Origin of the sequence: Paenibacillus sp. J45TS6 (genome assembly GCF_018403285.1) — a bacterium.
Lineage (GTDB): Bacteria > Bacillota > Bacilli > Paenibacillales > Paenibacillaceae > Paenibacillus.
This window is the reverse complement of the sequence record NZ_BOSJ01000002.1, coordinates 91,048-106,822: the sequence shown is the minus strand read 5'-3', so window position 1 is coordinate 106,822 and position 15,775 is coordinate 91,048. Positions and strand designations below refer to the sequence as shown.

Below are 15,775 nucleotides of genomic sequence, written 5' to 3'. Positions count from 1 at the left end.
GGTTGTTTATGCATCGTACGGAAGGGGTTATAAACATATGCTAGATATTAATCAAATTCAGGAAATCATTCCTCACAGACCTCCCTTTTTATTGGTCGATAAGATCGTGGAGATCGAGGAGGGCAAACGAGCAGTTGGAATTAAGAATGTAACCATCAATGAACCCTTCTTCACAGGTCATTTTCCAGGCTATCCGGTAATGCCGGGCGTACTTATTACAGAGGCACTTGCTCAAGTAGGCGCAGTGGCTATTCTTAAAGTGGAAAGTAACCGAGGTAAGATTGGTTTCCTTGCTGGTCTTGATAATTTCCGATTCCGCGGACAAGTGGTACCAGGTGATACGCTGGAGCTTGAGGTTGAGATCACACGTCTGAAAGGCTCTATTGGAAAAGGGAAAGCAACCGCTCGTGTCGGCGATAAAGTAGTCGCAGAAGGCGAGATTATGTTTGCTCTATCTGATCCGCAGTAGGACGAATGTTACGGAATGAACTGCAATGAATTATCGATTAGCTTACAATCATGAAATAACCACATAGAGAACCATAGTTACATATGGGATAAAGGAGAATGGTGACGACATGTTAAGTGAAACTGCGAAGCAAACATTGGAACAATGGCTTAAGGATCCATCTATTGATGAGGAAACCAAACAGGAGCTAACCGATTTATCTGGAGATACGAATGAACTTGAAGATCGTTTTTACCGGGAGCTTGAATTCGGTACAGGAGGTCTGCGCGGTGTCATTGGAGCAGGGAGTAACCGAATCAACCGTTATACGGTAGGAAAAGCAACACAAGGTTTTGCACGCTACATTAATGAAGGTCATAAAGGAGAAGGAAAACCTTCTGTTGTAATCGCTCATGACTCTCGCCATTTTTCGCCGGAGTTTGCTCTTGAGGCTGCTTTAGTACTCGCTGCGAACGGTATTGTGGCTAAATTGTTTACATCACTGCGTCCGACACCACAGTTGTCTTATAGTGTACGTCATTTGCAGGCAACAGGTGGAATCGTGATCACAGCGAGTCATAACCCCCCCGAATATAATGGATACAAAGTATATAATGCTTCGGGTGGACAACTTGTGCCGGATGAAGCAGAACGAGTGATTCAGTATATTCAGGATGTGGCTTCCCTTGCTGACGTGAAAAAGCTTACGCAGGCTGATGCAGAAGCACAAGGACTGCTTGTATGGCTTGGTGATGCGGAAGATGAAGCATTCATTGAAACCGTTGCTGCCGAAAGTTTGAACCGGGACCGAATTGCTGCTGAGTATAGCAAAGATTTCAATATCGTCTTTACACCGCTGCATGGTACAGGAAACATGCCTGTTACAAAAGTGCTGGAGCGTATTGGATTTACGAATGTGCATGTCGTTCCTGAACAAGCAGAGCCGGATGCGAATTTCACTACGGTGAAGTCACCTAATCCGGAAGAACGTGAAGCATTCACACTTGCGATGAAGCTTGGTGAAAAAGTGGATGCAGATATTATCATTGGTACCGATCCGGATGCGGACCGTATGGGTGCAGTTGTAAAAGATAAAGAAGGTAAATATTTCGTGCTCTCAGGTAACCAGTCCGGTGCAATCATGACGAATTATCTCCTCGGCCAGTTGAAAGAGCGCGGACAGCTTCCTACGAACGGCGCAGTGGTAAAAACCATTGTAACGAGTGAAATGGGTGCTGTAATTGCGAAACATTACGGTGCGGAAGTGTTTAATACACTAACGGGCTTTAAATATATTGGTGAGAAGATGAATGCTTTTGAAGAGACAGGCAGTCATACCTATCTTTTTGGATACGAAGAAAGCTACGGCTATCTCGCAGGCAATTATGCAAGGGATAAAGACGCAGTACTCGCTGCGATGCTGATTTGTGAAGCGGCTGCTTATTATAAGAGTGTAGGCAAAACTTTATATGATGTTCTTCAAGAACTGTATGAGCAGTTTGGTTATTTCTTAGAGAACTTGCAGTCCCGTACCTTAAAAGGGAAAGATGGCGTGGCACAAATTCAGGCCATTATGACCGAGTGGCGTACTTCTGCTCCAGAAGAGGTTGCTGACATTAAGGTTCGAGAAATGCTGGACTATTCCACAGGTATTGATGATCTTCCAAAAGAGAATGTACTTAAATTCATTCTGGAAGATGGCTCATGGTTCTGCTTGCGCCCTTCAGGTACAGAACCGAAGATTAAAATATACTTTGCCGTTCAAGGCGAAAATAATGAAGATGCTCATACACGAATTCAGCGTCTTACGGATGCGGTTATGAGTCGTATTGATCGCTGATTTAAGAGCTTGTTTGATTTCTTTTTATAAGAAATGTTAAGTTAATTCAGGAGCCTTTCCGCACCGTTACGGGTTGTTTGGCGGAAAGGCTTTTGTGTTGGAATGAAGTTACAGGAATCGTTTAAATGCTGAGTTGCTAAATATTTGCGCGCTGGGCATGATATGGCTTGTAAAAGGTATAAAATTTAGGAGGTACACATCGGTGCGTCAAAAATGGCAATATTGGAACACGGTCTCTCGTAAGTGGCTATGGATTATTGTAATTATTGGACTTATTGCTTCCATTCCTGTCATCTACGATCGTGTCACAACAGAATCCAGTTCCAAAAATGTAGAATTGGTATTCGATTATCGGGATCTTGTGGATGTCGCAGCATATCAGGTTCACCCGCAGGACTTTATTGATGAAAAATTAACGGAACTCAAAAATGCAGGCGTTACAACGATGGCGATGTATGAGAGTACGCTGGATGAATTCCGTAAATCTCGTCGCATTATGATCTATAACAGTCTAGATGTAGCGAATATGTCAGGTGAAATTTTACCGGAGAATGAGAATTATACTTATATACTATTTACGAATGATGAGAATAAAGAAGTCTTAGCTCCTATTATTGCGGACACATTCCGCAGACTGGAAATTCCAGTTCGTACATGGACTCATGAGGGTAAAGAAGGTTTGGTTATTGAAACACCTGTAGAAAATGCCAACCTAAAGCCAATGACTCCGGATCCAATCACAATGAGTGATCTAGTGGATCGTGGTTTCAGTATTATGCCCCGGTTAGGTGATTCACTTCCTTATGATCAGCAGTCCGTAGCTCAGTTAATGGATATGTTTGAGAGTTTCGGTGTCAAACGTATTCTGTTTGAAGGAGATAAGGTTAAGGGATATAACGATAATGGAGAGCTGAGAAGCTTGTCATCTTTTGCAGAGCTTCTGAATCAGCATGGTATCGGACTTGCTGCGATCGAGAACTTGAAAGTGCCACAGCATGGTTTCAGTACCCTTGCTTATCTTACAGACTACAATGTAGTTCGTCTTATCTCTCTAAGCGAACACGATGCGAATCTTTCTCCGAAAGTAATTGCAGATCGATTTACACTGGCTACAAAAGATCGTAATATTCGGATGATCTACCTGAACGCATCACCTTCGCGTAGTGCACTGCAAGCAGCAGTGACAGATCCACTGGATAACTTGCTGGATGCACTGGGGGAAGAAGGAAATGCAGTAGAACGAATGAAAGAGAATGGCTTTACGATGGGACAAGCCGAGCCATTTAAAGTACATGAAACACCAGGTCAAAAATATTACAAAGCCGTTGTTGTGGTTGGTAGCATTGCGATGATCGCATTAATGGTATCCTACTTCATTCCATTCCTGACTTTGCCAGCCTTTGTGCTAGGAATACTCGGAAGCGGCGGATTATATGTACTTAGACCGTCTCTTATGGAACAGGGTATCGCTCTACTCGTTGCGATCAGCGCTCCAACGATTGCGATGGTGCTTGCGGTACGCCGTATTAATGCAATGCAGCTGAGAAATTCTGATCTTTCGGTGAAGGATCGCGTGACACAAGCGCTTGTTTTATTTTTTCGAACATCGCTGTTGTCCTTCCTTGCTGTTCCGTTCATGATTGCGCTGCTGAACAACATTACGTATGCACTTGTAATCGAGCAGTTTAGAGGCGTAAGTCTATTGCACTTAGCTCCGATTGCACTTACGGCATTCTATGTTCTGTTCTACCGCAAGGCACTAAGTATGGCATTTGTCCGCAAACTGCTAAATGAGCCGATCACTCTTTTGTGGATACTGGCAGCAGGTATCATAGGTATGGTAGGCTATTATTATCTGACCCGTACAGGAAACTCGGGCAGTGTAACTCCAATTGAAATGGTACTCCGGACATTCTTGGAAGATACCTTTGGCGTTCGTCCTCGTAACAAGGAATTTTTACTGGGGCACCCAATGTTTATCTTAGGAGCGTTTATTGCTCTTAAATATCGTAATGGAATTTATTTAATGATTATTGCATCGATTGCTCAGTTGTCTATGGTGGATACGTTCGCTCATATTCATACACCAGCGCATCTTTCCCTTATTCGTGGGGTGTTAGGTCTCGGACTTGGTCTCATCGTTGGATTGATTGCAATTGTGGTGTGGCAAGTTTTGGAAGGATGTTGGAAAAAATGGTCACCACTACTAAGAAAATAGTTATCTCAGGATATTATGGTTTTCAAAACAGCGGGGATGAAGCCGTTCTTAAATCGATACTGACCGCACTGGAGTCAGAAAGTCAGCGTACGAACGTGCAGGTAGAACCGATCGTTCTCTCAGGCGATCCAGAGTGGACGCAAAAGACGTATGGTGTTCGTGCCGTGCATCGCATGAAGCTTGGCGAGGTCCGCCGGGCCATCAAAGAGAGTGATGGACTGATTAGCGGAGGAGGCAGCTTGCTGCAAGATGCAACGGGCTGGAAATCCATCCCTTATTACCTTGGCGTTATTAAAATCGCACAGAACATGAAGAAACCAACGTTTATTTATTCCCAGGGGATTGGGCCTGTAAAACGTGGTATTTTCAAAACGATGATTCGCGGTATTTTTAAGCACTGTGAATATGTCTCTGTTCGTGATGAAGAATCAGCTAAGCTAATTCAGGATTTCGGAATAAGATGGAATGATGTGCACATCGTTCCTGACCCTGTTATGGGACTTCCGCTCCCTGAACTAACGAAGGTGCAACAAGCCTCTTATGGGGGAGGAAGCGCAAGAAGAACTACTCCAAAATCAGAACAAGAAGAAGAGCTGCCGGTGATTGGAGTTTCGGTGCGTTTCTGGGAGAAAGATCGTACAGAACTGAACCAAATTGCCGAAGGGCTCAAACAGCTTGCTTCCAAACATAAAGTGCATATTCGTCTGCTTCCCTTCCATTTGCCTTCTGATGAAGAAGCGTCTACGTATGTGAAGCAGCGAATAGGGCCTCTACATGGTACAGGCAGTAAAGTAAGCATTTGTTCAAACGTAACGGATCCGCAAATGATGTTGTTAGAAGTATCTCGCTGTGAACTCGTTCTCGGCATGAGATTACACAGTTTGATCTATGCAGCTTCCCAGCGTGTACCGATGATTGGTGTATCGTATGATCCGAAGATTGACGCTTTTCTTCATCGACTGGATTCTCAAGCAATCGGCACGACGACTTCGCTGCAAGCAGACAAGCTGGCTGAAGAACTCGAGCAGATCCTAACAAACCGTAAGGAATGGCTTGAGACTAGGGAAGAAGCAATTGCTTCGCTTAAAGAGCAAGCACAGGAGCCTGCGGTTCATATTTTAAAATTTCTAAGCGGCAAAGGATGAATGAGTCATGAATGAGCATATGGAGCAAGTACAGACAGGGTCTGTACCGACCGTGCCCATCTTTGGAATTCGGTTTTCACGCATGGATATGAAAGAAACGGTAGCCTATCTTGAAGAAGTCGTCCGTACAAGGCAGATCCACCAAGTTATCACGGGTAATCCAATTATGGTGATGACGGCGCTGGAAGATCCAAAGTATATGGAGGTCATGAAATCGGCTGAGCTGGTTGTCCCTGATGGTACAGGAGTGGTATGGGCAGCCAATTACTGCGGTACCCCTGTTGCGGAACGAGTGGCCGGTTTTGATCTCCTACATGAATTAATGCGGGTTGGAGAAACTTATAGATGGAGAGTATTCCTTCTGGGATCTACACCTGAGGTGATTCAAGAGACAGCAAGCAGGTTACAAAAACAGTATCCTGGTGTCGTGATCTGTGGATATCGCGATGGCTTTTTTGATTCGGATCAAGATGAAGAAGTGATTGCCGAGATAAGGGAAGCTGCTCCAGACCTATTGTTCGTAGCACGTGCGGTTAATAACCAAGAACCGTGGATCGGTGAACATAAACATAAATTAGGAGTACCCCTTGTTATGGGCGTCGGCGGCAGTTTTGATGTCATTTCAGGGAAATCAAAGAGAGCTCCCGCTCTATTTCAAAAAATGCGAGCGGAATGGCTCTATCGTTTACTGCGTGAACCGACCCGGGCAAAAAGAATGCTGGCTCTACCACAGTTTGTTGCGAAAGTCGTGCGTGAAAAAGAAAACGTGACAAAATCGGTGTAAATGGAGGAAGAATTGCTAAAATCTTTGATTTTTGCTAGAAAACAGGGATAGTAATTCAAGAATCTAGGGAGTATAATGCATGGAGTTAGTTTTGATAAATTGGGGGTCGAATGAGCACATGTTAATGTTCTATATCTTGGGATTTATCGTAGCTCTTGGACTAGCGGTTCTACTTACTCCGCTTGTAAAGAAGTTTGCGATAAAGGTGGGAGCTGTTGACGTGCCAGATGCACGTAAGGTCCACACCAAGATTATGCCAAGACTTGGCGGTCTCGGGATATTTCTTGCTTTTATGGTCACATTGCTGGCATTACTTCCGTTTGTTTCGGAGTACTTTACTGCTCGAGATAACCGCTTCATCTATGCTTTCATCATTGGAGGAACCATGATTGCCCTCATTGGTGCTATGGATGATAAATTTCAGTTATCGGCCAAAGTTAAATTTTTAGCTCAGATTATTACGGCGTGTGTAGTGGTATTTGCCTTTGATATTCGAATAGATTTTGTTAATATTCCATTTGTTGATGCGTATTCTTCACTGGAGCTCTGGATTTCCATTCCGGTAACGATCTTCTGGATTGTGGGCGTAACCAATGCAATCAACCTGATTGATGGACTGGATGGTCTTGCGGCAGGCGTATCTGCGATTGCGATCGGTACGATTGCGGTGATGTCCTTTATCATGGGGAATATCGTGACGGCTATGGTCTGCATGGTTCTTTTGGGCAGCATCATTGGATTCTTGTTCTTTAACTTTCACCCTGCGAAAATCTTTATGGGAGATACAGGGTCGCTGTTCCTCGGATTCAGCCTTGCCATGTTATCTCTACTTGGATTTAAGCAGATTGCAGTCGTAACCTTGATTACACCGCTGATTATTATCGCGGTTCCACTCTCGGATACACTGTTTGCAATCATTCGTCGTTTCCTTAATAAGAAACCGATCTTTGCACCGGATAAAGGTCACTTGCATCATCGCTTGCGTGATCTTGGGTTCAGTCATCGTCAAACCGTACTGATTATTTACGGAATTGCTGCTTTTTTCGGAGTGCTGGCTGTCATCCAGTCGGCTGCAGCGATTCATGAGGCCAACTGGGTAACCTTTGTGGTGATCTGTGTCATGATGTTCTTCCTGCAGATTGGGGCAGAAGTCATTGGTCTGATTGATAAGACAAAACGTCCGGTTCTGAACTTCTTTCACAAGCTTCGAATGAAAGCAGCAGAGGCAAAAACGAAGTCATAATAGATACTCATGTTATACTATGAAACTGCTATTATCTTATTTTTCAATATTTCATAAACCTTATTCTCTTTTACGGGAATAAGGTTTTTTTATGTTTTTGGGTTCATATTTCTACATAGCTGTCCGATATAGAAGGTAATTATAAATAAAGGAGCGATTTTATGCAGCGCATCAAACGGCCGATGGTATGGCTGCTCTTAGTCTCATTAGTTATCTCATTATTTCCACCAGGTTTGGTAAGTAAGGCGGAGGCAGCTGATTTTATATCAACCAGCTATTTTACACCAGATATTACGTCATTGAAAAATACGGTTCAGTTGAAACTTGAAGGTGACAACCTGATTACTAGAGAGAACGTTTATCAGGTAACGGATTCGAAAATGACGGTTACGGGAACATATACCAAAGTAACAGGTTCAACACTTAATGCGAAAGTTCAGCAACTTACCTGGAATCCGCAAAAGGGAATATGGGAACGAGAGGATTCCAAAACAACTCCAGGAACCATTCAATTAGATTTGGATAGCCCAGACAATCGCTTTACATCAACAATCTCCTTATATCCTGGAATGAATGAAGTTACGTTATCAGGAACGCAAGGAAGTATGACTCGTTCTGAAAGTTTTTATGTTCTTTTTGATCAAGTGCCTTACGTAGAAAGTTTGAAGGTACTTGGATTATCTCAACCGGTAACTCTGAATGAAGGAACCCAAGTAGTTATTCCTAAAAAAGAGATTACATTAGAAGGTAAAATTCAAAATGCAACGAAAGCTACCGTCTCTCTAAACGGAGGAGCTGCACTCGCAACGACCCTTTTATCGGATGGAACTTTCTTTTCTCCTCAATTACAATTAAATCCCGGTCTCAATTCACTTATCTTAGTGATTGAGAATGGGTCAGATAAAATTACGGTGAAACACTCTTTATATTATTACGATGCCAGTAGTCCGATTGTTAGCATGTATTTAGCAGATGCAAATGGCAATGCAAACGATATGCTCTCAGGGAAACCAACTTGGACGGGGACTGAAGATGCTGCTTATCTCTATGTACAAGCCCTTGTCCCTGATCAAGGTAGCGCTGTAAATAAAAAAGTCGAATTAAAAGCGAATGGTACGAATATGGGTGAGGACGTTAAATATTTTGAATCCATCTCTATTGATACGTCTGGTAAACTTTCGACTAAATCAGGCAATGATGTTGTAATACAAGGAATGGATGGTACAAACTCCGCCTATAGGCTAGTGACCTTTGCTATTAAGAACTTTGCGTTCATTAAAGAAAATGGTGAAGCAGTAAGTGAACAGGATTATAATCTTCAATTTACTTATGGTTCCACAACAGTAAGCAAATCAGCCAATTTTATCTATGCTAAAGATCAAGTTGTAATTAATCAACTTTACTATTTAAAAGGATATGATGAATCAGGTAAGTACTCTAAAGAAAACTTGAATGGTGCAAAAGTAGAGTCTGGAGATTTTTATATTTCAGTGAAGACAAATTCAGCACAAGAGAATCTACCGGATCTGAATGCTAAATATCTCCCAATTGGCAGCACAATAACGATAAATAAAGTAGGAGAAATATCGGAAACAGAATATATTTATAAAGTATCTGGGTTCCAGAATGGTAATCAAACAGTTCGTTTCCAGTATAGCGGATCATCACAGTATAAAGATGCAGTGATTTCTTTTATATCAAAAACGTATATATATATTGCGAATTTGTCAGACGGACAGACAGTAACAATTAATTCAACTTCAACCTTGCAGGTGGAAGGTCAGTATATTGGTTTTGATTTGAACAAAGGTGCGTTTAATGGAGAGATGTTTGTTAACGGTGTGAAACCGGAAGGGTTAGATAAAAATTGGCTTAAAACAGATACAGGTAGATTTGACGTAGAACTAAAGGTATCCGCAGAAAAAGGCCCCTTGGTTTATGGTGAGAACCGAATTATCTTTACAGGAACAGTAGCAGATAGTAACAACCAAGTAAGAGAAGTACGTAAAGAAATTCGTATATATATATTGGATGAAAATGTATCTAATATAGATAAGTTTCAACCTGCTACAGGTAAGAACCGTATAACATTCCCATTTGTTTATAAAGATGATGATCAGTGGGCCAAAATTTTCAACTTAACACCTGATTTTATTTATAACAATGGAAAATACACAACGAGTCTTCAAAGTCATGATATTGTCATTCGAGGTAACGGAGCTAACAAAGTAAATCTGAATCTTGGATCTCAGAATCTATTCTCTTTAGATATTTCGGCCAGTGAGTCAAAATTGACAGGGCAATTCAGTTACAATAATACGCAGTATGCATATGAGTATTTTGGAAGTCAAACTTCTTTTGCAATTCGAGTTCATAATCTACCAGCAACAACAGCCGGCACCTATGTGTATAATCTTGAGCTTATTAATAGCACAGGTGCCAAAACAAGTCAGCAACTCGAACTCGTGCGTGAAGTAAAACCATATCGCCTGCTTGCACCACAGCCCACTGTGGACGGCGGATATGTGGTTAATAAAAACTTTGTCCGCTTTGATATCGAGGCTGAAGGCGCTACTCAGGTTTTAATTGATAAAGTACCTGCGATCAAAAGAACAGATCTTGGTGATGACCGTTTCCTGCTAGATTATGTAGGACTGAAACAGGATAAAGCAAATACAATAAAAATTGATATTGTGCGTGGCAGTACAACCACATCAGATACAATTTCAGTATTTTACACGGGTGCAGTAGCAGTAGACTCACAATATATGGCTCCAAAAGTAGCTGCTAAATACAGTGTGTTCAACAAAGGCCTTGAATTAGAGTTCCCTAAAGGCACCATTATGCAGTCGACCGATTCACGAGGTATTAATAAGTATTATCCGAACACACAGCTGCTCTTTGGAATTGCTGATCCCAAGGATGGTGTCGTAGAACGTAGAAATGATTATGGAAATATAATAGGTTTCCCTAATAATGGGTTGACATCTGAGGAGACAGGGATCCCAACTTGGAGTATTCCAGATGAGTACTTCTTGAGATTTAATTCATCCTCTGCGAAACAGAATTTCTCTACCGTGTCTAATGTGTATTGGATCAGTGGTGGACTTGGTGAAAAAGGAAATCAAGGATCAGCAGATTATCTGTCGCCAACGAATGGTCTTGCACCTTACTCTATAGAAGGATTATATGGAGATCCAACGATTTCGGCAGAAAGACAAGTTACTCCATCTCAAAGAGGAGAATTAACGCTTACTTTTAACAATAATGTTGTGGATGAAGTGGGTTCAACGATTACGGTATTTAAGTATACCTCTAGCCGAGAATGGGTAAATATCGGAGGAATAGTAGATAGCAAGAAACATACGGTTACCGTACCTTTTGATGAATTTGGTTATTATGTAGTTATGAAACTTAGTCGCAGTTACACAGATATTACGAACCATAACTGGGCACGTAATATACTGAATGCGATGTATGCTAAGGGACTTATGAATAATGTTCGTTTTGATCAGTTCGGAACAGATGATCAAACATCTCGTGGAGAGTTTGCCACATTACTTGTAAAAGGACTCAATATCCCGCTGAATTATGATAATAATCAGACATTTGTAGATCTCGTTCCAGGCGCTCAAAGCACAACATGGGATTATGCTCATATTGAGACTGCAGCAAGAGCTGGGATTGTTACGGGTCTGACAGAAGGTGTGTTTGCGGCAAGTCAGCCACTTACCAGAGAGCAGGCGGCAGTAATGATTGCACGTGCAATGAAGTTGAAGCTCGCCGCGAATGACAGCAAGCTTACGGACAACTTAGCTAAACTATATGTAGACTCTGGTCGCATTAACGTATATGCAAGGCCCGCTGTACTCGCTGTTAATAAGGCGAAAATTATGACAGGAAATGCAGTTACAATTCCTGGACAAAAGAAACCGCAGTATAACTTTAATGCAACGGGTCTTCTGACACGCGCAGAAGCAGCTAAAATAGCTGTAGAATTGTTTAAGAAAAGCACAAAATTATTCCCAAATAATTTGAGTTAGTAGCATATAACAACTTTGGACTGCTCCTATACGGGGGCAGTTTCTTCTTTTTGGTAATTACATGTTTCGCTAGTTTTTGTAATTTGGTAGTATTTGATATACAATAACTTAAAATACACATTTTTCTAAAGGGTGAAATTATCTAATGAAACCGATTTATTCGAAGGCACAACTTGGCTATATGAAAACGAAGACACAATTCGAGAAACAAGCTGCTATTTTGGAAATGGAAATTGAGAAAACGAAGAAAACTAGAGAAATCACGCAAGAAGTTATGGAAGACCTTGTGATGAAGACAGGTTTCCACGATGCATATAATAATTTGGTTGCTTCCGAGAATGAACTTATTGATTGGTCCCATGTAACGATTAAGCACGAGAAAACATACAAAGAGAATAAGGAGCCCATCGAACAAATGTATGCGAACCTGAATACAGATCCTCAGATGAGAGCTCGTATTATTGATCTGGCAATGAAGATTAAGTAATAAGGAAACGAAGAAGATACCCATGTGGTGTCTTCTTTTTTTTTGTTCTGTTTTCTGAGAAAGGAAGAATTTTTTAAAAAGTTGATTTTGCATGATATAAAATAGAAAATTATGGTTATGTATTGTATAGTTCAAAAAATGCACTAAACCTTTGTTATAAGTTGTTTGTATTCAAATATAAAGTTTGGTTTCCACTATTTTTAAATTAATGAAAAATTTTTTTGTGGAACTCGCAACTTTTTTGAAACTACTGCGTTTAAGATGTATAGCCGAAAACAATGAGGAAGAAAAATGAATTTAATGGAGAAAATTGTCTATTAATTAGAAAAATTTTCTTTACGGCTTAATTACCACAATGTATAATACGAAAGGTAGGATTAGGTAACTACTCTATTTTTCTTTATACTTGGTTTAATTTACAAGTTTCTGTGAAATTTCACAGACATCATTTTATATTGAATACTTGCTCTAACTCTGGGAAGGGGGTGTAACAAATATGAGTAACACGAGCAACCCAATAACTAGCAACAGCAATTATAAAAATAATACTAATCATGTGATGATTTCTCGAGGAGGAGAAAAAAAGTTTATGAAGAAAATTTTATCCGTGGCTTTGTCTACAGCAATGGCATTCTCCATGTTTGCATCTGTAGCATTCGGTCAAGCAGGTCTTACTGATGTAAATGCACAATACAGTTATTTGAAAGATAAAGGTATTTTCTCTGGATTCCCAGACGGTCAAGCTCACCTTGACAGACAAATGACTCGCGCTGAGTTCGCGAAAGTAATTACGAAAACACTGGGTCTGAAAGAGATCAATGGCGTTTACTCTTTCAAAGACAAAAACTACGGTGCTAAACACTGGGCAGCTCCTTTCGTAGAAGCTGTATCCGCTGCGGGTATCATGGAAGGTAAAAACACAACTAAGAAAATCTTTGACCTTTCCGGTCCTGTAACAGTTCAAGAAATGGCAACTGTACTTGTACGTGCGCTTGATCTTGAAGTACCAACTGAAACTAACAACTCTGCAACTGCATGGGCTAAAGGATATGTTCAAGCAGCAATCAACGCTGGTTTGGTAGATGCGAAAGCTAACTTCCAATCTAATGCTAGCCGTTCTCTTCTTGTAGGCGCTGCTTACGCAGTTGATCAAGAACTTAGCCTTCAAGTTGCATCCTACACTGTATCCGAAGCTGGAAAAGTTGTAGAATTCAAAATGAGCGACGATGAAACTGTTAAAGTAACTTTGGATAAAGCTCTTGAAGCTAACAAAGAAACTGAAGTTAAATTTACTTACAAAGACAAAGAATTCACAGAAAAAGTTACTTATGTTGTAACTGCAGCAACAAAAATTGAAGCGGCTACAGCTTCTAACTACAAACAAATTCAAGTTAAATTTGATGGAGACGTTGATGCAACTACAGCAACTAACGTAGATAACTACAAAGTTTCTAACGTCAACTTCGAATCCGCAACATTGTCTTCTGACAAGAAAACAGTAACTCTTCTGGTAAAAGCAGATGGAAATAACCTGCCACAACAAAGAGAAACTAATCTTACAATCAGCGGAGTTAAAAATGCTGACGGATCTAAAACTTTCAGTGAGACTGTTAAATTTACAGCAGTTGATACTCAATTGCCACAAGTAACAGCAGTAACTGGTTTGGGTACAAAAGCTTTGAGAGTAGAATTCTCCGAGCCTGTAACTGCAGCTACAGCTGGTAACCTTGCTAACTACAAAGTTGACGGTAACGTAATTAGCGGTAACGTTAAATTTACTTATCCTAATGTAGCGTTCATCACTACTGATCTTCCAGTTGGTGCACATTCTCTGACTGTTTCTAACGTAAAAGACTATGCTGGATTCAATAGTAATTCTGCAGCTACTGAATTTACAATTGTAGAAGATACTACTGCTCCAGAAGTGACTTCTATTACTACTTCTGATTTGAAGAAAGTAACGGTTACTTTCAACGAGCCAATTAAATCCGTGAAAAATGCTTATCACACATCTACTAATAAACCAGCTACTGTAAGTATTAGTGATAATGTTGTAACATTGACTTTCACAGATACTAACAAATTGAGCTTGGGAGAAAACACGGTTTATCTGAACGGTGTAACAGATTACAGCAACAATTCTGCTGATCGTAACGCTAAAGTAAATCCTGAGTTGGATACTGTTCGCCCTACAGTTCTTGGTGTAACAGCTGAATCCGATACTGATAAAACTGAGATTACTGTAGATTTCTCTGAAAACATTAATCCAGACGATATCAAAGTAAAAGCTAATTATGTATTGAAAAAATCCGATGGTACAGTATTCACTGGTAAAGGTTTCACTACAAAAGGTAACCCTTCTTCTACACCAGTATTCGCTAAAAACAGCAGCGGAAAAGAAGTTCAAAACAAAGTAGTTCTTACTACTGTTGGCGGAGCACTTCCTGCTGGTAACTATACTCTTGAAGTATCCGGAGTTCGTGACCAAGCAACAATCGGAAATGCAATTATTCCTCAATCTGTAGGATTCTCTACTACAGTAGTTGGTGCTTTGAAAGTTTCTGATGCTTGGTACAAAGAAGATACAGCTAACGGTGAGTATAATGTTTATGTTCAATTTAACAGAGCAGTAGCAACAACTGGTAACGGTAATGCACTTGATGTAAACAAATACGATTATGTTACGGGATCTGTTTATACTCCATTCCCAGCAGGGTCTACTAGTGTTTCCCTTTACAACACAAACACAGTTGTATTGACGGTGGCAAAAGATAAAGTTGCTAAATTCACTGATGCTGATGCTCTTCGTGTAGTTAATGTTGCTGATACTACTGGGAACTATGTAAGTGGTGCTCCAATTACATTGAAAACTCAACAGTCTTCCACAATTACAGCTGTTGCTTCATCTGTATATGCTACAGATCGCGATACAGTTAAAGTTGAATTAGATGGCAACCTTACTTATGTGAATGCATCTGATTTTGAAATCGTTGTTGGTGGAGAAACATTTACTTCTAGCTCATTCGATATGGATCAAAACACAGTAGATGGGAAAACTGTTCTTGAATTTGATCTTAATAAAGAAAATGTTATTCCTCATAATGTTTCTAATGTTGTTTTGAGAACTATTGCTGAACCAACTTCTACTGATGCTGTAGGCCGTAAGCTTGCTAAATTCACCCATACTGCAAATGATGGTATTGCACCAGAATTGGTTGAAACTTCAAATGCAGCAAATGGTTCGACTGTTAGCCTGACTTTCACTGAAGCTCTTAATGTTAACTTTACTCCTTCTGCGTTTAAAGTAACTGTTAATGGTTCAGAAATCAAAGTTACTAAAGCTGAAGCTACTGCTTCTAAAGGATTAACTTTAACGCTTGCAAAAGCAGTTACTGCTAACCAATTAGTTGAAGTTGAACTTCTTAACAATTCAACTGGACTCTTTGTAACTGATAAGTCTGATAACGCAGCTGCTGATTTCTACACATCTGTAATTGCGAAGTAATATTTGACTTAAACTAAGAAGAGGTGGCTAGCCACCTCTTCTTTTTTATTTTCAAGAAACTT

Annotated in this window: 9 protein-coding genes; all 9 read left to right on the top strand. The window is 40.5% G+C overall.

Annotated features, from left to right (window positions below):
• Positions 1–37 precede the first annotated feature (37 nt).
• Positions 38–469, top strand: coding sequence for a 3-hydroxyacyl-ACP dehydratase FabZ (gene fabZ, locus KJS58_RS03190; protein ID WP_160032726.1), 432 nt, complete (start codon positions 38–40; stop codon positions 467–469).
• A gap of 109 nt (positions 470–578) precedes the next feature.
• Positions 579–2,288, top strand: coding sequence for a phospho-sugar mutase (locus KJS58_RS03185; RefSeq protein WP_213530407.1), 1,710 nt, complete (start codon positions 579–581; stop codon positions 2,286–2,288).
• A gap of 202 nt (positions 2,289–2,490) precedes the next feature.
• The gene (locus tag KJS58_RS03180) at positions 2,491–4,506 is read left to right on the top strand and encodes a DUF5693 family protein (RefSeq protein ID WP_213530406.1); all 2,016 of its coding nucleotides are present in this window, start codon (positions 2,491–2,493) and stop codon (positions 4,504–4,506) included.
• On the top strand, positions 4,482–5,651 hold the full coding sequence (csaB, locus tag KJS58_RS03175) for a polysaccharide pyruvyl transferase CsaB (RefSeq protein ID WP_213530405.1): 1,170 nt from the start codon (positions 4,482–4,484) through the stop codon (positions 5,649–5,651). The genes KJS58_RS03180 and csaB overlap by 25 nt, the downstream gene beginning before the upstream one ends.
• 7 nt (positions 5,652–5,658) lie before the next feature.
• On the top strand, positions 5,659–6,435 hold the full coding sequence (locus KJS58_RS03170; protein ID WP_374705777.1) for a WecB/TagA/CpsF family glycosyltransferase: 777 nt from the start codon (positions 5,659–5,661) through the stop codon (positions 6,433–6,435).
• Positions 6,436–6,553: 118 nt separating this feature from the next.
• Positions 6,554–7,678: a glycosyltransferase family 4 protein gene (locus KJS58_RS03165; RefSeq protein ID WP_160032807.1), complete on the top strand. Its 1,125-nt coding sequence runs from the start codon at positions 6,554–6,556 to the stop codon at positions 7,676–7,678.
• A 161-nt stretch (positions 7,679–7,839) separates the two neighbouring features.
• Positions 7,840–11,721: an S-layer homology domain-containing protein gene (locus KJS58_RS03160; RefSeq protein ID WP_213530404.1), complete on the top strand. Its 3,882-nt coding sequence runs from the start codon at positions 7,840–7,842 to the stop codon at positions 11,719–11,721.
• A 145-nt stretch (positions 11,722–11,866) separates the two neighbouring features.
• The gene (locus KJS58_RS03155) at positions 11,867–12,208 is read left to right on the top strand and encodes a hypothetical protein (RefSeq protein ID WP_160032731.1); all 342 of its coding nucleotides are present in this window, start codon (positions 11,867–11,869) and stop codon (positions 12,206–12,208) included.
• 496 nt (positions 12,209–12,704) lie between these two features.
• The gene (locus KJS58_RS03150) at positions 12,705–15,713 is read left to right on the top strand and encodes an S-layer homology domain-containing protein (protein WP_213530403.1); all 3,009 of its coding nucleotides are present in this window, start codon (positions 12,705–12,707) and stop codon (positions 15,711–15,713) included.
• Positions 15,714–15,775 lie beyond the last annotated feature (62 nt).

Excerpts from the sequence above, each read along its gene's own strand:
- KJS58_RS03150 (WP_213530403.1), top strand. The coding sequence starts at position 12,705 with ATGAGTAACACGAGCAACCCAATAACTAGCAACAGCAATTATAAAAAT.
- fabZ (WP_160032726.1), top strand. The coding sequence starts at position 38 with ATGCTAGATATTAATCAAATTCAGGAAATCATTCCTCACAGACCTCCC.
- KJS58_RS03160 (WP_213530404.1), top strand. The coding sequence starts at position 7,840 with ATGCAGCGCATCAAACGGCCGATGGTATGGCTGCTCTTAGTCTCATTA.
- KJS58_RS03170 (WP_374705777.1), top strand. The coding sequence starts at position 5,659 with ATGAATGAGCATATGGAGCAAGTACAGACAGGGTCTGTACCGACCGTG.
- KJS58_RS03155 (WP_160032731.1), top strand. The coding sequence starts at position 11,867 with ATGAAACCGATTTATTCGAAGGCACAACTTGGCTATATGAAAACGAAG.
- KJS58_RS03165 (WP_160032807.1), top strand. The coding sequence starts at position 6,554 with ATGTTAATGTTCTATATCTTGGGATTTATCGTAGCTCTTGGACTAGCG.
- KJS58_RS03185 (WP_213530407.1), top strand. The coding sequence starts at position 579 with ATGTTAAGTGAAACTGCGAAGCAAACATTGGAACAATGGCTTAAGGAT.
- csaB (WP_213530405.1), top strand. The coding sequence starts at position 4,482 with ATGGTCACCACTACTAAGAAAATAGTTATCTCAGGATATTATGGTTTT.